We start from the raw sequence: 17080 nt of genomic DNA on the forward strand, positions 1-17080 counted from the left end.
AATTTATATATTTAAAATAAACAAAAATGTAAGGTGCTTTTTAAGAAAGCACCTTTTTTTGTGGCAAGTTAAAGCTAAACATAGTGCCTTTACCAATTTCACTTTGTACGTAAATTTCGCTATCCATCAGTTTTAATAACCCTCTGCAAATAGCCAATCCTAAACCACCTTGCTGGCGCCCTTCTTTATTAGAATTACTTGCTTGGTAGTGCGGATCAAAAATAGCATTCAGCTCATCTTCTTTTATGCCTACGCCCGTGTCTGATACATGCACAAATAGTTGATTATCGTCACTGCGTTTTACATGTACTGCAATGCTGCCGCCGCGAGGGGTATGCCTAATTGCATTATCAATTAAGTTACTTAACACGCGCTCTAATTTAGCTATATCGGCAACCACAGGAAAATCACAAATCGCAGGTTCTACCGACAAACTAATGCCTTTTTTGTCAACGGCTAAACTAAATTTTGCCATGCAATCGTAAATGAGTTCACCTAAATTAAAGGTTTCTTTATTTATACTTATTTCGCCATTTTCTAAGTGAGCAAGCTCAAATATTTGCTCTATGAGTAGCTTTAATTGCCCGCAATTATTAAGCGATACCTGCAAGTATTCTTGCTGCTCTTTTTTACTTAGCTGCTCGCCTGACTGATTTAATACTTCTAAAAACCCCTGCAGTGAAGCAAGTGGTGTACGTAGGTCGTGCGATAGATGGGTCAGCAACTCTTTGCGTTGTTTATCGCCTTGTTCAAGCGCTTTAAACTGCTCATTAATACGCGTTAACATGGCTTGAATACTTCGCCCTAAACTATGCACTTCGTTACTTTTTTGCGTTGAATAGTTACTTAGCTTGGTGTCGGTAAGGCTGTAGTTAGCGGCTTCAATATTACTAACATCGCGTGCTAAGCGCTGAATTGGGTTGGTAAAAAAACGTAGTAAAATTAGCATCGCAATAAATAAAAATGCGAGTGCAGAGCCAAGCCATAAAGCAGCTAGCCATAACTTATCATTATTTTTTACAGTGCTTAGTGAGGTATCGTAAGCCTCACCACCAATAATTACATATAAATAACCTTGTAGCTTATCTTGATTAAATACTGGCGCGGCTGAAAATATTTTTTGTTGCTCTTTATTACGAGGATTGTCACCATAAATAGGTGCAGCGCTTGGGTCGTTAATCAGCCTTTTTAAAGGCGTTAAACTAATATGCGTGCGTTTAACTTTACCCGGCTTTGCTGAGTAAGTAAGAATTTTTCCGGTTTCGTCTACAAAATAAAATTCAAACGCAGGACCTAATAACATTAAGGTATGGAAGAGGTTTTCAAGCGCTTTATAGTCGTAAACCCCTTCTTTTATTAGTGGGTTATCTTGTACTAAATGTTCCGCTAACGCTAAGTGCAGATTTTGTTCGGCGTGGTGTTTTGAAGTCAGTTCTAATTGCTTGCTCCAGCCGTAAACTAGGGCGCAAATAAAACAAAAAATCACGACTAGCGATATAGCTAATTTTTGATACAAAGATAATTTCATAATAGGTGTCTTAATTGAGTTGGCTAGGGTTTAGTTTGTAACCAACACCCCAAACTGTTTCGATGATAGGCGCTTGTTGGTGTTCTTCTAGCTTGGCACGTAAGCGGTTTATATGTGAATTAACCGTATGCTCGTACCCACTGTGTTGGTAACCCCATACTTTATCGAGTAACTGCTGGCGGCTAAAAACATGATTAGGATGGCGTGCAAAGTAAACGAGTAAATCAAATTCGGTGGCGGTAAGGTTAAGGGCTTGCTTGCCTAAATACACTTGGTGCGAACTAAATTCTATATTGAGTGAGCCTACATTTAGTGTTTGTTCGCTATCAACGGGGGAGTTGTCGTTATTTTGGCTAGCGAGTAGCTGTGCTCTGTGGCGTAATTGGGTTTTTACTCTGGCTTGTAATTCGCGTGCAAAAAAGGGTTTACAAATATAATCATCGGCGCCCATTTCAAGGCCAATAACTCTGTCCATATCGCTACTAAGTGCGGTGAGTAAAATTACGGAGGTAGTTGGGTAATGCTCTTTTATTTTTCGGCATAAGCTCAAACCATCCATTTGGGGTAAGTTTATATCGAGTAAAATAAGTCCGTAGGGATGCTTAGCTATTTTTTTTAAGGCAAGTTCTGCGCTTACAACATGATCAACATGTAAGTTAAGCGACGTTAGCTGCGTGGTAATTAACTTACCTATTTCTCTGTCATCTTCTACTACTAATATTTTTTCGTGACGCATGTATTACCTCGTAAAAAGGGGGGCATCCGTGCTCCCTTACTTCCCCATTACAAGCTGGAACGTTACTGCGTGCGCGTAATTACTATTTTCGATACTGGGTTATCAAACTTATGTTCAACACCAAGTGCTGATGTAGATAATCCATCTTGATTTGAAACAATGCCTGGATGCATCGTTATTATATCGGCTGTATCGTCACGTATTTCGTTGAACCCTTCACCGCTAGCGGCAGGACCTGGCACAGTTTCAGCTGTTTCTGTATTTGCTTCCGTACCCGCATCATAAGCAGTCGTAGTGCGTGATAACGAACCGCCAACTTCTAATGTTGATACATCTAAAGAACTAAGACCGGTAAAAGCATCATTTGTATTCCCAAGCATGGCAGCAAATGACAAATTAAGCGTTTCTTGCTCTTCAACAGTAATTATTACTGTGGTGGTTTCACCAGGGCCAATAGCGCCTTCAGCTGAAACTGCAGCAAGTGCACTTTCGTAGCTGAGGTATTCTTCATTTGCACCGCTTTCTGCAAGCATTTCTAAACCAACAGAAGCTGTGGTACCGAATGACCAAGGTGCTTCATCTTCAAAAGCAATGACAGAGAGTGGTGACAAAGGCTGTCCTGCAGTTAAGTTGCTAAAAGTAATAGTAAACTCACTGATCACAGGTTCTACAACAATTGGCTCAACAACGACCGGCTCTTCAACCACTGGGTCGTTATCATTATCGCTACACGCTGCAAGTGTGGTTGCAAGTGCAAGCACTAGTAGACTTTTTTTAAGGTTGTTAGCAGATGACATAATCATGCTCCTACTTAACTGTAACGGTTAATTGCGCTACTGGGTTTAACCATCTGTGTACTGTATTACTTAAATCGCTATTTCCCGCTTCTAAATCGTCATCACCTAAGCTACCTGGGTGAATATGGATGCTTGTATTTGTATCACCACTTAATATACCTGTACCGCCAGTGCCAGCGTCGCCACCTGGAGCCGCAGGAATACCCGGAGTACCTGGAGCGCCAGAGCCTTCAACTACAAGCTCATTGTTTTGTTCTGTGCCTGCATCGTAAGCATTTAAATTAATTGTGTAAGTACCCGCTTCTGTTGGGATTTTCCAGCTGTTTAAGCCTACAAAGCCATCATTAGTTGGTAGCATCATTGCAGTTAAAGATAGGTACTCGTTACCGTCGGTAGTGGTAAGTGTTGCCGTTGTAGATGCGGCTGGTGCAAGTAAGCCTTCAGCTGGATTTGCAGCCATATCACTGCCCGCTGCAGTTGCTTGTGCAACTAGCTCTGCAATATTGCCGCCTTCAGCCATTGTTTGTAATGCTGTAGATGCTTGCGTTGCTACTTCAAATAGTGTGTCTTCGCTGTTGTGTGCTGTAATTAACAGTGGAGTGAAGTGAATACCCTTGGTTAGGTTAGTAACTTTTAGGTCTAATTCTGCGGCCATAGTCGATTGGCTAGCTGCCGCTAAAAGAATTGCAATTGTTAATGTAGAAGTTTTCATTATTATTCCTGTAAGTGATGATTCGAGTTAAGTATTGAATAATCGTCTCCAGAAACTCTCACAAACTTATCACTTTTTTATCACAAGATTTTACGCTGTGATTTTTAAATACAAATACGTTGGTTGATTTGTAGACATTTGTTTAGTTAAGAGGCAACATACATAAAACAAAAAGGAGAGTGTTATGGAAGAAAATCAACAGGTTGAACCAGTTAATAAAGATGACCGTATGTGGGCTATGTTATGCCATTTGAGTGCGCTTGCCGGATTTATTGTGCCGTTTGGCTCAATAATTGGGCCATTAATTGTGTGGTTAATTAAAAGAGATGAGATGCCAGTTGTTGACGTGCACGGTAAAAAGGCGCTTAACTTTCAAATAACGATGGCAATTGCATATGTAGTTTGTTTTTTACTGATGTTTGTAGCAGTAGGCTTAATATTACTACCTATAGTGGCAATTTTTGGGTTTGTAATGGTTGTAATGGCAAGTATTAAAGCTAACGAAGGTAAAGAGTTTAATTACCCGTTTAGTTTAAATTTGATAAAATAAAACCTCAGTTTATTTTTATACCAATTGCATTAAATTAGTGATCTATTATAGCGATAAGAAAATAGCTCAATAACAAGGCTAAAATTATGATACATAGTTGTTCTATATAAATAATTTTTAACGTAGTTAGTGAGTTATTTAATACGCTAGAATGATCATGTTTTTAATAAAATTGGTATTATAAACCCAGCTATAGGCTGGGTTTTTACGTTTAGCCATAAGGACATTATGCTTTATCTCACGTTATTTATTAGCGCATTTATATCTGCCACATTACTGCCTAGCTCTTCTGAGGTGATAATGGTGGGGATGATTGCCCAAGGTAAAGTTAATTTATGGCTTATGTGGTGCGTAGCAACACTTGGAAATGTATTGGGAAGCTGCGTTAATTACTGGTTAGGCACGCAGGTACTGCGTTTTAAAGATAAAAAATGGTTTCCTGTATCGCAAAAAGGGCTTGATAGCGCACAAAAGCAATTTAATAAATACGGTGTGTATAGTTTGTTGTTTGCTTGGTTGCCAGTAGTAGGCGATCCGCTAACTGTAATTGGGGGGATATTTAAAGTACGCTTTAGTATGTTTTTATTACTAGTAACACTAGGCAAAGGCGCGCGCTATTTAGCGGTTATCGCCCTTGCCGTAGGATTCGAAAAGCTTTTTTAAATAAGTTTTTTAAGACCTTATTTAGTCCAATCAAGCGTTAACGACACCGAGTCGGCAAAACGCAGTGCATGCGGTTTATCAACACGTGCTTTAGCGTAATGAACACTTGGGTGTGAGTGACAAACCGCAAGAATTTCAGCCACTAATTTTTCGAGCAGTAAAAAGTGGCCTTGCTCTACTAAGCTAATTACTTCTTTGGTGATCACTTTATAATTAAGTGCTTGGTCAACTTCATCCGTTTTACACGCGTCATCAGCAGGGTAGTGAATCTCTAGGTTGATCACTACATCTTGCTTTTTTTCACGCTCATCGGGGTTAAAGCCAATAAACGTACGGAGGCGCAAATTAGTAACGTTAATAATTGCATTAGCCATAGGGTTAACCTTTTATAAGCTGCAAAAATTCGTTGCGTGTTTTAGGGTCGCTTCTAAAGTTACCTAACATTACTGATGTACGCATGCTTGAATTTTGCTTTTCTACACCACGCATCATCATACACATGTGTTTTGCTTCAACAATAACGCCCACACCTTTAGCGCCAGTAACTTCTTCAACTGCTTTAGCGATTTGATGCGTTAGCTGTTCTTGAATTTGAAAACGGCGTGAAAACATATCAACAATACGTGCAAATTTAGACAAGCCCAATACTTTACCGTTTGGAATATAAGCAATATGGCAACGGCCAATAAAAGGTAGTAAATGATGCTCACACATAGAGTAAAGCTCTATGTCTTGCACTAACACCATGTCGTCAGCGTCAGATGTAAATACCGCTTTATTAGTTATTTCATCAAGCGTTTGACGATATCCTTGCGTTAAATATTCCATTGCTTTTGCAGCACGTTTTGGCGTATCAAGTAAGCCTTCGCGGTTAGCATCTTCGCCTACTGCGGTGATGATTTTTTCGTAACTTTCTTTTAATTCATTGTGCATAAATATCTCAGTTTATTTATATTTACTTTAAATGACGGCCGCCATCAACAGGCAAAGAGCGCCCTGTGATGTAGTGGCTTTGTAATAGTAAATCAATGCTATTGATAATTTCTTGGCATCCGGGTTCAATGCCCATTAATGATTTTTTAAGGGTCTTAGCTCGATATTGCTCATCGTCATGTTCATTAAAAATAATGAGTGATGGAGCAACCGAGTTCACTTTTATGTTTGGCGCATATTTAGCGCTAAACGATTTAGTTAAGTTATCGAGAGCTGCTTTACTTGCTGCATAAGCTAAGTGTTTAGGGCTGCCTGTTTCAACTACATAATCAGTAAGGTGAATTATATCAGCAGGTACTTTTTCACTTTGCTGATAGTTTATAAGCAGCTCAGCGCACATTAAATTAATTAAATACGGTGTTTTGGCGTGTATACGCATCATATTATCGAACAGTACTGCAAAGTCAGGATTGTTAGCTTCGCAGTCCCAGCTTGATGCATTGTGAACAATAGCGCGCAGCGATGTTGTATGCTCTTTAAGCGTATTTATAAATGCACTTATACCGTCATCGGTACTAAAATCGGCATAAATACATACAGCGCCTAGTTGCTCTAATTTATCAACAGCGTTGTGGCGAGTACGATACGTAATAATAACAGCCTGCCCTTGGGCTATATAATGCTGAGCGAGCGCTAAACCAATACGTTGGCCTGCGCCGGTAATTAAGATGGGCGATGTCATATAAGGCAGTGTTCTCTTTGGCGGGTAACTTATACCAATATTGTTAAAACATGATCGATCTATCGCTATTTTCTTAGGGCTATAATAGATCACTAATTTAACGCAATTGGTATTATAAAATTTAAAGCGTTAATTTACTAAAATATACGCAGTTTCTTAATCTGTCGATCAAAAAAGCAATTAATCCTCAAAGGCGTTAATTGCTTTATTTTATTTACTAAAACATTAATCGTAAATTGTCGGAATTGGTTGGCGCTTATGTTGTGTACGCATGTAAATACTTACAAGCTTTTGTTCAACGTCTTTAGAAACAGATTTACCTTCTAAAAAGTCATCAATTTGCTCATAGCTCAAACCAAGTGCTTCTTCATCTGTAAGCCCTGGGCGGTCGCTTTCTAAATCAGCTGTAGGTGCTTTATCTACTAATAAAGCTGGGGCACCGAGTGCAGTAGCAAGTGCACGCACTTGGCGTTTTGATAAACCAAATAGCGGAGCTAAATCGCACGCGCCGTCACCAAATTTAGTATAAAAACCAGTAATGTTTTCAGCACTATGATCGGTACCCACTACTAAGCCTTGGCAAAAGCCAGCAATTTCGTACTGAGCAACCATACGTTGGCGTGCTTTAACATTACCTTTAATAAAATCTATCTGAGCTTGCTCAGGCAGTGCTTCACCACAGCCAACTACAGCAGCTATCGCTTGCTCATGCAATGCATCAGCCGCAGGTTGTACGTTTACGGTCATACGTTTACTTGGCTGGATAAAATCAACCGCCATTTGCGCTTCGTCTTCATCGGCTTGTACGCCATAAGGTAAGCGCACAGCAATAAATTGGTATTTGTCAGTATCGTGTTCTTTATTTAGCTCGTTTACGGCAAGTTGACATAAGCGGCCGCAAGTTGATGAGTCAACACCACCACTAATACCCAATATTAGTGATCGTGAGTGAGCTGCTACTAAACGTGCTTTAATAAAAGCAACCCGGCGAGTTATCTCAGCATTTACATCAATAGTTGGCTGAACCTTCATTTCAGCCATAATTTCGGCGCGCATTGCCAGCTCCTTATAAAATTTAATATGTGATACGCAATAAACTTATTATGTGATTTAGTCTTAATTAATTAAAGTTTTAAATGAGCTTTTATTTTGCGAAGCTCTACTTTTAATTCTTCTACTTCTGCTAGTAAATCACTTAATTCTTTATCTTTAATTACTTCGCTTGGTAGAGCAACAAAGGCATCGGCGGGATTATTTTGTTGTTCGCCAAATAAATGAATGTATCGGCTGTCGCGTTTACCTGCTTCTCGTTCTAATTTACGGGCGTAATCGCTTTCAATCAGTTTATTGAGCGCTGTTTCTACTTCATTTACGTTATTAAAATCAGCAAGCCTAGCACTGCGAGTTCTTAATTCACCTGGGGTTTGGGCACCACGTAAAAGTAATAAACAAACAATGGCACGTTGCTGAGCAGAAAATTGCAGATTACTAAACTCAGTGTTGCAAAAGCGGTGGTCGTATTTATTTACGCGACCAGAAAGCCCTTCATCTATAGTTACCAAACGCATGTCTATTAGTTCATCAAGTGCGTTTTGCACGTCACTATCTGTAAGATTTAACACAGGATCGCGATTAGACTTTTGATTACATGCGTTCACTAGAGCGTTTAACGATAGCGGATAATGTTCTGGCGTTGTGCTTTGTTTTTCTAGTAAGCAACCAAGAATACGTTGTTGATTTGCTGATAACTGCATAAATAATCTCAAATTAGTAAGCGTATTTTATTAGCTTACACCTTTATTGGATACCAAGCCATTGCTGGAGTTTAGGTTTTAGGGCGGCTAAATCGAGCGGCTTACTTAAATAGTCGTTCATGCCTGCTGCTAGGCATTTTTCTTTATCGCCCTGCATGGCATTGGCTGTAAGTGCAATAATAGTAATATTTTCATTACCCTTACCTGCATCGCCTTCTCTAATGGCTTTAGTGGCTTGGTAGCCATCCATTTCAGGCATTTGGCAATCCATTAAAACTAGCTTATATGGCTTACCTTGTTTTGCATTGAGTTTTACAATTGCCTCAAGCCCATTTTCAGCAATATCAAAAGTCACACCTGCTTGCTTTAATAGCGCCGAGGCAACTACTTGGTTTATTTTATTGTCTTCAACGAGCAGTAGTTGTGGTTCTGATGAATCGAGTACTGGTGCTTTAGTTAGTTTATTTTGTAGTTGTGCTTGTTGCTGCTGTTGTTCAATGTATTTATCGTTAGTGAGTGAGTCAAACAAATCAGAAGGTGTGAGTGGTTTGAAAATCATACAGTCGACTTCCATACCTACTTTAGACTCTTCAGGTGAATAACTCATTGGCGCCATAAGAACTAACTTGCAACTATGCATATTTATAAAGTTTTTAAGCGCAGTTATATGCGTTTGCGGCGCTTTTTCAAAAAAGTAGTAATCAACTAAAATAGCTTCAGGGTGGGTGGTTACATTATTTAAATAATCATCAACCTCAAGATAGTCATGTTTGCAATTAACCTTTGCACCCCATACCGTGAGTTGTTTGCTGGCTGTATTTGCATTTAACGAGCACTCATCAATAATTAAAATATGTTTGTTTTTAATTAAATGACTCGGTAAATCTTGTTCTTTACTTAAGCGAGGCTGTATTTGTATTGTGAAAGAAAATGTACTTCCTTCACCTTGCATGCTGTTTACACTTACTTCACCGTTCATCAGCTCACACAGTTGTTTTACTATGGCAAGGCCAAGCCCTGTGCCCCCAAACTGGCGTGTAGTTGAGGTATCTGCTTGTGTAAACGAATCAAATAACGACGCTTGTTTTTTAGGGTCAATACCAATACCAGTATCAATAATCGAACATTGTAGAAACGAGCCATCCGTTGTTTCATCCACTTTGGCGGTAATAACTACTTCACCATCAATAGTAAATTTAACGGCGTTGCCAATTAAGTTATTCAAAATTTGGCGTAAGCGGTTCGGATCACTAATTATTTCGCTAACTGTAATTTGAGTGGCATCTAAAATAAGTTTTGTATTGTTTTGCTCTACTTTTAAAGCAAACGATTCAACCACTTCTCCTAATAACCGAGGTAGGTTAAATTGCACGTTTTCAATATCGAGCTTACCTGCTTCAATTTTAGAAAAGTCTAATATGTCGTTAATTATATTAAGTAAAGATTGAGCTGATGACTGAGCAAGTTCGATATGATGCTTTTGCTGCAGGTCTAGTTGCGTTTGCTTAATTATATTAAGCATGCCTAAAACACCATTCATTGGGGTGCGAATTTCGTGGCTCATACTCGCTAAAAATTCACTTTTAGCTTCAACAGCTTGTTCTGCAGTTTCTTTGGCGGCAACCAGCTTTTGTTCAGTTTCAATTCGTTGCTGGCTCGAGTGCAAGCTGCCTATTAACGCTGCAACGGCAATTAAAAAGCTTTCTTCGTTTTTAGACCAGTGGCGCTTGGATTGACATTGCTCGGCGCAAACAACGCCTATAGCACCACTTCCCGCAGGAATAATTACGCACAGCATTGATTTAATCTCGAGTGGCATTAAATACTGCTCTTTAATTGGTGCGAGTATTGGGTGTTCTAGTGTATCGGGTGCATTAAATACTGCTTGATGATCTATTGCATTAAAAAAGCCGGGGTTGTTTTTTCTTAGCCAAATAGAGTCAATTTTGTCACTAGACGAATGTTTGCTATGTATGGCAAAGGGGCTTAGTTGAGACTTGTCTTCATTAAAAAACCAAATACTGGCACGTTTAATATCGAATGCTTGGCAGATTGCTTCAGTGATAATATCTTTCGATTGGCTAAGTTGCCCATTTAATATTAATTTATTAACGGTAAGAGAAGCTAAAATTTCGTTATGTAATGCGGTTTTATTATTTTCTAATTCAATTTTTTTACGGGTATCAATATTCTGTAGTGAGCCAAAAATACGTGTGCATCGTCCATTCTTTCGTTCTGCTTCACCATGTACGAGTACCCAAACAGATTCACCTTCTGCATCCATTACTTCTAATTCAACTTCGTAGCTTTCACCATATTTTATGGCTCGTTCAATTAAAGGTTTAATTGTTTCTCGGCTAGTGCCTTTTTTAAAGTAGTTTAAATCTTTAGGCCATTCTGGTTGGTTATTTAATGGGTATTTAAATAGTTTTTTGGTCATATCAGACCAATACACTTGTTTAGTTTCTAAGTTAAATGACCATGCGCCTATTTGAGCTAGATCACTCATTGCTTCAAGCATTTTTTCGTTTTGTTGCTGACGATTAAGCATTTTCAAAAAGAATAAAAAGGCCCAGATTAATAACCCGCAAATAATAATAATCGATAACCGAAGTGGCCATATTGATGAAATAGGAGGGCTCCAACCGATTTTTGGCGCTACATATAACTGCCAGCTGCCGCCTTGAAAATTTAGAGTGAACTCAAGAGGATCTTGCTGAATAATATTTTGATTGCCGAAAAAAAACTCGCCTTTTTTACCTAAACCATTACGCCCTTGAATGGCAACGTTGTACTGTTTTTCTAATTCATAAACGCCAGAATTGATATAAACCTTGTCAATATCGAGTACAACCGACAACAACCCCCAAAACTCATTATTGGGAGGGGTATACACCGGAACCCTGGCGATTAATGCTTCCCCCCCTTGAACTAATGTTAGCGGTCCTGCCATAATAATTGTGTTGGTATCGCGAGCTCTAAGTGCATCAGTACGCTGATTTTTATTATCTAAAAAATTAAGGCCAATTGCTTTTTCGTTCCCTTTTAAAGGATAGGTCATTTGAATGACCATATTGGGAGCGCCACCAATATTACGAAGTTCATTTGATGTATCAAAAAGAGGAGCTGCGATTTGTTCAAAGCGTTCTTGTTCTAAACCCGGTTCTGCGGCAACGGCAACACCTAAACCCCGTACTAGTTGAATATTAGAAACTAAGGTTGATTCGAGTTGAGCTCTATAAGTACTTACTTCTGAAAGAATTTGTAGGCGGTGAGCATCTTTTACACGATTATAGTTAATACGATCAAGAACAACACCAACTAGTACAGTTAGCGTAAGCGATAACCAAAAGGTCAGCTTAAAGTTATGAACATTCGTTTTTTTGTTATTACTAGACGGTGGCATTAGCTACATCGTGGCGTTAATTTAGGCAAATTAACTATAGCTAATTTATGACATAAATGAAAACGGCGCATTAACAAATGCGCCGTTTATTTTTTATAATTAGTAGTTTAGCGAGTTACGAATCGCTAACTTCACGTGCCCAATGATTTTGCTTTGCTACGTGTAGCTTGCGGTAACCATCAAGTAGTGCCGCATGCTTTTTAAAGCCTTCAAGCGATAAACCTGGAAAAGTTAAACCGTTAAATTGCTTTTTACCTTCGGCAATTTCTATAGCCAGCGCTACATTATTAGCACCAAACATTAGGCCTAATGCATCTTGATAATCAGCGTATTCGCGCTCGTCATCGTATTTAATTTCAAGAATCGCTTTTAAACAGCGGAAGTGGCGCATTGCATCTTCGTTTACTTGGCCTGTATGAAGTATCCAATCAACCCAATCAATGGCTTCTTCGCTGCCTGCGGCTAAACATAGGTGCGCTTTAAGTTCACCTATACGCAGTGTGTGCCATGGTGTGTCGGCATCAGTTGCTAAGCCAATAAATTCTGCGGCGCGGATAATATCGCTATGACCGGCTTCTTCTAGGCTGTCGTAAATTTCCATCCATTGCTCTGCATCGTACTGATCAAGCGATAGGAATGCTTCGCGGAATTTAGCGCCTTCGTTGTTGTTGCGCCAAATAAGCTCATCAACAGGGTAAATGTCTGACATGCCCGGTACTAAAATACGACATGCGTATACGTTTAGGTGCGTGTAATCCATGATGTAGATATCATGATCCATGCTGTGAATTAGATCAGTACAGAAGTTATATTCTTGCTCTGTTGTGCCGCTAAAGTCCCAGTGTACAAATTCAAAGTCAGGTTTTGCACGGAAGAAATCATGCGAAATCAAACCGCTTGAATCAATAAAGTGCAGTTCAATGTTCTCTGGTGTTGCTACTTCATCGTTATCAAATGTTGCAGGTTGGAATACATCTAGTTGATCAAGACGACGACCTTGTAGTAACTCGGTAACGGTACGTTCAAGCGCAACTTCAAATGATGGGTGAGCACCAAAAGAAGCAAATACAGAACCATCAGTTGGGTTAATAAGCGTTACGCTCATTACTGGGTAAATCCCCCCAAGTGATGCATCGGCAATGCGCAAATGAAAGCCATGGCTGCGAAGCTCTTCACACGCTTCGTGAATTTTAGGATATTGCTTAACAACGTCTTCAGGTACGATTGGTAAACAAATGCCTTCGGCGATGATGCGGTTTTTAATAGCGCGTTCAAATACTTCTGATAAACCTTGTACGCGAGCTTCAAATTTTGTGTTACCTGCGCTCATACCGTTAGATACAAAAATATTACCAATAACGTTTACCGGAATGTATACGTCTTGGTTATCGCGTTGGCGAGTGTAGGACAGGGTACAAATACCACGATCGATATTGCCAGAGTTAAAATCAAAAAGGTGTGATGCGTTTAGTTCGCGCTCTGGGTCAAAGTAATCCCATAAGCTTTCATCCATAATACCCTCTGGCACTTCATCGCCTTCAACTTTAAACCATTTTTCGGTTGGGTAATGAGTAAACTCGCCATTGGCAAATTCTTCACCTAGATAAAAGTCTGCAAAAAAGTAGTTACAGCTTAAACGCTCAAAGTATTCACCGAGTGCTGAGGCAATAGAGGCTTTGTCGGTTGCGCCTTTACCATTGGTAAACATAACACCGCAGTCACTGTCTTTTATATGAACCGAATAACAGTTAGCTACAGGGTTAAGCCAAAGCGCTTCTTCAACATTAATGTGTAGGGCTTCAAGCTTGTTTTGCATGGTAGAGATTGACGATTCTAGGTCGCGGTCTTTACCTTTGATAAATGTTTTTTCAGTCATATTGATCTCAACTAGTTCTGCACGATGTGTGGAGCTGACATTATCGTGGATTTTGATGTTTATTTCACCCTTTGCGAGCAAGAACATTATTATTTAATAAAACTGTGGTTATTATATGTCCTTAACGCTTGGTCAAAACGTGCAAAGGAAAGGTTGATGTTTAAAGTAATCAAACGCTTGTTATTATTAATTGTGATTTTAGGGCTGGCAAGTACCGCCGTTGTTTATGGGGTACTTAGTTTAAGTTTACCTGCCCTTGATGGAAACGGACGTAGTAACGCGGTAGTAGATCCTGTAAAAATTTCGCGCGATGCACTAGGGCAAGCAGTAATAAATGCAAATAGCCGAAACGATGCAGCCTACGGTTTAGGTTATGCGCATGGGCAAGACCGATTTTTTCAAATGGATTTACTAAGGCGTAACGCCGCAGGCGAGCTAAGTGAGTTATTTGGCGAAGCCGCGTTGGGGCTCGATAAAAAGATGCGTTTTCATCAATTGCGTAAACGCAGCCAAATTATTTTACAAACGCTGCCTGATGCCGATAAGCAATTACTTAAAAGTTACGCTCAAGGTGTAAACGAAGGCTTAGCGCAAGTAGGGTATTCAAGCTTTGAATATTTACTAACAGGTGCAGCACAAAAGCCATGGCAAAGTGAAGACAGCCTACTTGTGATATTTAGCATGTACCTTGATTTGCAAAGCGCCACATTTGAACGCGACCAAGCACTTATTCAAATTGAGCAAGCGTACACAAAGCAAATGGTTGATTTTTTAACGCAACCGAGTAAGTACCAAGCCGCACTTGATGGCAGTAAATTAGCGCCTTATAGCGGCGGCATACCTACTTTGCCAACTCAAACACAGCATACAGTTAAAAGTATTGAAGCCAACCAAGAGCGCGGCAGTAATAACTGGGCTGTTACGGGAATGCTAACTAAAACAGGTGCTGGTATGGTGTCGGATGATATGCATTTATCGATGGCAGTGCCTGTAATTTGGTACAGGGCTCAGCTAAATTATATACAAAATGGAAAACCCGCTCAGGTAACCGGTGTATCGCTGCCCGGAGCGCCGGCAATTGTTGTTGGCACTAACAACAATGTTGCATGGGGATTTACTAACGGTTATTTAGATACAGCCGATTGGATTGCATTAAACGATGATAGTAAAACATGGCAAGTAGATGAACCTATTGTATTACCCGATGGGGAGGTTGAAAACTACCCATTAATACTTAGCGAATACGGACCTGTAAAATACATTAACGAAAAACCTTATGCATTGAGCTGGGCTGCACATCAGCCTTACGCCGTTAATATGCAACTCTTAAAGTTAGAGCAAGCCAAAACAGTAGATGATGCACTTGCCGTAGCAAGTGATGTGGGAATACCGGTACAAAACCTAATGGTGGTAGATAGCCAAGGTAACGCAGCGTGGAAAAATATGGGCGGTATACCTGCTCGTAAAACGCCAAGTGAGCTCGGTGTAAATGCCGGTGACTACTCAGCGCTTTGGCAGCAAACCGAATTAGAACGCCCCTTTATTAAAAACCCACAAAGCGGCAGATTATGGACTGGTAATTCTCGCGTGGTATCGGCTGAGGATAACGCCCGCTTTGGCAATGGTGGCTATGCACTTGGCGCACGTTCGAGCCAAATCCGCGATAGATTATTTGAAAAACAAACATTTGCTGAGAGTGACTTTTACGCATTACAACTTGATAACCAAGCTCGCTTTTTGATGCCTTGGCATGCTTTGCTATTAAAGCAATTAAAAACAGATCAAACCAAAAATCAGCAATATATAACAGCGCTCGAAAATTGGCAGCAATGTGCGTGTTCAACCTCCATAGGGTATACCTTAGTTAAGCGCTACCGCGATGAAGTGATTAATATTTTATTTAGTAATATTGAAAGCCAATTAAATAAACAGCAAGGCACACTTAAATACGTAAAACGAGATTTAGAGCCCGCAGTTTGGCAGCTTATTAATAACAAACCCGATACGTGGATAAACCCGCAATTTAAAAGCTGGGATGCACAATTACACGGTGCATTTAACCAAACTATCACTAAGCTTACTGAGCAATTTGGTAATAATGTACAAAGCTGGCAGTGGGGCAAGGTCAATGAGTTAGTGATAGAGCACCCGTTTGCAAAGCAAATGCCGTTACTTGCTAAGTTATTAAATATGCCTACAGCAGTGGGGTTTGGTGATAGCTACATGCCCGCCGTACAAGGGCGTAGTTTTGGCGCATCGCAGCGCTTTATTGCTCAACCTGGGCATTTAGAACATGCAATTTTAGCTATTCCCGGTGGGCAATCGGGGCACCCTCTTTCTGAATTTTATAGAGCGGGGTTTAGTGATTACGTAGAGGGTAAACATACACCTTTATTGCCGCAAACACTTATACATCAAATAGTCATAAGTCCTATTAAATAACGTTTAAGTGATCAGTGAGTGAGCTTAAATAGTGATAAAAACGTTCTATATTTATTAATTCATACAACAGAGAACAAAAATGAAAAAAATACTACCCGCATTAATAACAGGTTTATTACTAAGCACTACAGCGCAAGCAGATAATGGCCCAGTAACAGCACAAAAGCTAAGTGAGCATGTATACGTACTATTTGGGCAAGGCGGTAATATTGCAGCGAGTGTAGGTGATGATGGCATTTATATTATTGATGATCAGTTTGCCAAGTTATCAGATGATATTAAAAAAACGATTAGCGACTTAAAACCAGGCAGTGCAGAGTTTGTTATTAATACGCATCATCATGGCGATCATACCGGTGGCAACGAAAACTTTGCTAAAGCAGGTGCGCACGTTATAGCGCACGATAATGTACACAAACGTCTAGAAGAGCAGCACGGAGAAGGGTCAGACTTTTTACCACGCATTAGTTTTGGTCACGATTTAAAACTGCATTTTAATAACGAACACGCTCATGTAGTGCATTACGAACATGCACATACCGATGGCGACTCGGTTGTTTTTTTTAGTAACGATAACATAGTGCACATGGGCGATATTTACTTTAATTTTGGCAGCTTACCGTTTGTTGATGTAGATAGCGGCGGCAGCGTTGATGGTATTTTAGCTGCAGTAGACGATGTAGTTAAACAAATTGACGACAACACTAAAGTAATACCAGGACACGGTAAGGTAAGTGACCGTTCAGGACTGATAGCGTATGGTAAGCTAGTTCAAAACGCGAAAGACGTAATGCTAAAAGCAATGCAAAATAATGCAAGCTTAGAGCAAGTACTTAAAGCCGATCCATTGGCAGAACTTGGTCTTGAATACGCAGGCTGGTTACCAAAAGAGAAAGTAACCACACTCTTTTATCGCAGTTTAAAGTAGTACATCTAAAGTA

The 17080-nt window shown here is 39.8% G+C and carries 15 protein-coding genes; 4 read left to right on the forward strand and 11 right to left on the reverse strand.

Translation table 11 applies throughout. The features are described 5' to 3' along the window. Nucleotides 1-40: 40 nt before the first annotated feature. The 4 genes from QL995_RS18180 to QL995_RS18195 all read right to left on the reverse strand — a co-directional run bounded on the left by QL995_RS18180 (nucleotide 41) and on the right by QL995_RS18195 (nucleotide 3773). On the reverse strand, nucleotides 41-1528 hold the full coding sequence (locus QL995_RS18180) for a HAMP domain-containing sensor histidine kinase (RefSeq protein ID WP_007580487.1): 1488 nt from the start codon (nucleotides 1526-1528) through the stop codon (nucleotides 41-43). A 10-nt stretch (nucleotides 1529-1538) separates the two neighbouring features. Next, on the reverse strand, nucleotides 1539-2264 hold the full coding sequence (locus tag QL995_RS18185; protein WP_007580488.1) for a response regulator transcription factor: 726 nt from the start codon (nucleotides 2262-2264) through the stop codon (nucleotides 1539-1541). 62 nt (nucleotides 2265-2326) lie between these two features. Beyond that, entirely contained in the window at nucleotides 2327-3061 is a 735-nt protein-coding gene (locus tag QL995_RS18190; RefSeq protein WP_002962335.1) for a spondin domain-containing protein, read from the reverse strand. A gap of 10 nt (nucleotides 3062-3071) precedes the next feature. Continuing rightward, nucleotides 3072-3773 carry a spondin domain-containing protein gene (locus tag QL995_RS18195; RefSeq protein ID WP_007580506.1) on the reverse strand — a complete coding sequence of 234 codons (702 nt, stop codon included), beginning with the start codon at nucleotides 3771-3773 and terminating at the stop codon, nucleotides 3072-3074. Between the two features lie 184 nt (nucleotides 3774-3957). On the opposite strand from QL995_RS18195, the gene QL995_RS18200 reads away from it, so the two are divergent. Both QL995_RS18200 and QL995_RS18205 read left to right on the forward strand, forming a co-directional pair. Further along, entirely contained in the window at nucleotides 3958-4323 is a 366-nt protein-coding gene (locus QL995_RS18200) for a DUF4870 domain-containing protein (RefSeq protein ID WP_007580507.1), read from the forward strand. A gap of 228 nt (nucleotides 4324-4551) precedes the next feature. Further along, nucleotides 4552-4986, forward strand: a complete 435-nt coding sequence (locus QL995_RS18205) for a YqaA family protein (RefSeq protein WP_010554546.1) — start codon at nucleotides 4552-4554, stop codon at nucleotides 4984-4986. A 17-nt stretch (nucleotides 4987-5003) separates the two neighbouring features. Here QL995_RS18205 and folX read toward each other — a convergent pair whose 3' ends face one another. The 7 genes from folX to ycaO all read right to left on the reverse strand — a co-directional run bounded on the left by folX (nucleotide 5004) and on the right by ycaO (nucleotide 13697). Next, nucleotides 5004-5360 (reverse strand): dihydroneopterin triphosphate 2'-epimerase, encoded by a 357-nt coding sequence (gene folX / locus QL995_RS18210; RefSeq protein WP_290294780.1) that lies wholly within the window; start codon nucleotides 5358-5360, stop codon nucleotides 5004-5006. 4 nt (nucleotides 5361-5364) lie between these two features. Continuing rightward, complete coding sequence (gene folE, locus QL995_RS18215; RefSeq protein WP_002962341.1) at nucleotides 5365-5919, reverse strand: GTP cyclohydrolase I FolE; 555 nt, start codon at nucleotides 5917-5919, stop codon at nucleotides 5365-5367. A 22-nt stretch (nucleotides 5920-5941) separates the two neighbouring features. Further along, nucleotides 5942-6661, reverse strand: a complete 720-nt coding sequence (folM, locus tag QL995_RS18220) for a dihydromonapterin reductase (RefSeq protein WP_007580509.1) — start codon at nucleotides 6659-6661, stop codon at nucleotides 5942-5944. 225 nt (nucleotides 6662-6886) lie between these two features. Then, nucleotides 6887-7717 (reverse strand): ammonia-dependent NAD(+) synthetase, encoded by an 831-nt coding sequence (nadE, locus tag QL995_RS18225; RefSeq protein WP_121953458.1) that lies wholly within the window; start codon nucleotides 7715-7717, stop codon nucleotides 6887-6889. Between the two features lie 68 nt (nucleotides 7718-7785). Then, nucleotides 7786-8415: a YceH family protein gene (locus QL995_RS18230; protein WP_007580511.1), complete on the reverse strand. Its 630-nt coding sequence runs from the start codon at nucleotides 8413-8415 to the stop codon at nucleotides 7786-7788. 43 nt (nucleotides 8416-8458) lie between these two features. Then, a complete protein-coding gene (locus tag QL995_RS18235) occupies nucleotides 8459-11821 on the reverse strand; it encodes an ATP-binding protein (RefSeq protein WP_290294781.1) in 3363 nt (1120 codons plus the stop codon). A 115-nt stretch (nucleotides 11822-11936) separates the two neighbouring features. Beyond that, nucleotides 11937-13697: a 30S ribosomal protein S12 methylthiotransferase accessory factor YcaO gene (gene ycaO / locus QL995_RS18240; RefSeq protein ID WP_290294782.1), complete on the reverse strand. Its 1761-nt coding sequence runs from the start codon at nucleotides 13695-13697 to the stop codon at nucleotides 11937-11939. Between the two features lie 156 nt (nucleotides 13698-13853). Between ycaO and QL995_RS18245 the strand changes: the two genes are divergently transcribed. Then, a complete protein-coding gene (locus QL995_RS18245) occupies nucleotides 13854-16139 on the forward strand; it encodes a penicillin acylase family protein (RefSeq protein WP_290294783.1) in 2286 nt (761 codons plus the stop codon). A 79-nt stretch (nucleotides 16140-16218) separates the two neighbouring features. Beyond that, nucleotides 16219-17067 carry an MBL fold metallo-hydrolase gene (locus QL995_RS18250; RefSeq protein ID WP_197189247.1) on the forward strand — a complete coding sequence of 283 codons (849 nt, stop codon included), beginning with the start codon at nucleotides 16219-16221 and terminating at the stop codon, nucleotides 17065-17067. Nucleotides 17068-17080: the final 13 nt, after the last annotated feature.

The sequence above is a fragment of the Pseudoalteromonas sp. APC 3358 genome (assembly GCF_030408075.1).
GTDB lineage: Bacteria > Pseudomonadota > Gammaproteobacteria > Enterobacterales > Alteromonadaceae > Pseudoalteromonas > Pseudoalteromonas arctica.

Coding starts and splice junctions, on each gene's coding strand:
- nadE (WP_121953458.1), bottom strand. CDS start 7,717: ATGCGCGCCGAAATTATGGCTGAAATGAAGGTTCAGCCAACTATTGAT.
- QL995_RS18245 (WP_290294783.1), top strand. CDS start 13,854: ATGTTTAAAGTAATCAAACGCTTGTTATTATTAATTGTGATTTTAGGG.
- QL995_RS18230 (WP_007580511.1), bottom strand. CDS start 8,415: ATGCAGTTATCAGCAAATCAACAACGTATTCTTGGTTGCTTACTAGAA.
- folE (WP_002962341.1), bottom strand. CDS start 5,919: ATGCACAATGAATTAAAAGAAAGTTACGAAAAAATCATCACCGCAGTA.
- QL995_RS18195 (WP_007580506.1), bottom strand. CDS start 3,773: ATGAAAACTTCTACATTAACAATTGCAATTCTTTTAGCGGCAGCTAGC.
- QL995_RS18190 (WP_002962335.1), bottom strand. CDS start 3,061: ATGTCATCTGCTAACAACCTTAAAAAAAGTCTACTAGTGCTTGCACTT.
- QL995_RS18180 (WP_007580487.1), bottom strand. CDS start 1,528: ATGAAATTATCTTTGTATCAAAAATTAGCTATATCGCTAGTCGTGATT.
- QL995_RS18205 (WP_010554546.1), top strand. CDS start 4,552: ATGCTTTATCTCACGTTATTTATTAGCGCATTTATATCTGCCACATTA.
- QL995_RS18200 (WP_007580507.1), top strand. CDS start 3,958: ATGGAAGAAAATCAACAGGTTGAACCAGTTAATAAAGATGACCGTATG.
- QL995_RS18185 (WP_007580488.1), bottom strand. CDS start 2,264: ATGCGTCACGAAAAAATATTAGTAGTAGAAGATGACAGAGAAATAGGT.
- folM (WP_007580509.1), bottom strand. CDS start 6,661: ATGACATCGCCCATCTTAATTACCGGCGCAGGCCAACGTATTGGTTTA.
- QL995_RS18250 (WP_197189247.1), top strand. CDS start 16,219: ATGAAAAAAATACTACCCGCATTAATAACAGGTTTATTACTAAGCACT.
- ycaO (WP_290294782.1), bottom strand. CDS start 13,697: ATGACTGAAAAAACATTTATCAAAGGTAAAGACCGCGACCTAGAATCG.
- folX (WP_290294780.1), bottom strand. CDS start 5,360: ATGGCTAATGCAATTATTAACGTTACTAATTTGCGCCTCCGTACGTTT.
- QL995_RS18235 (WP_290294781.1), bottom strand. CDS start 11,821: ATGCCACCGTCTAGTAATAACAAAAAAACGAATGTTCATAACTTTAAG.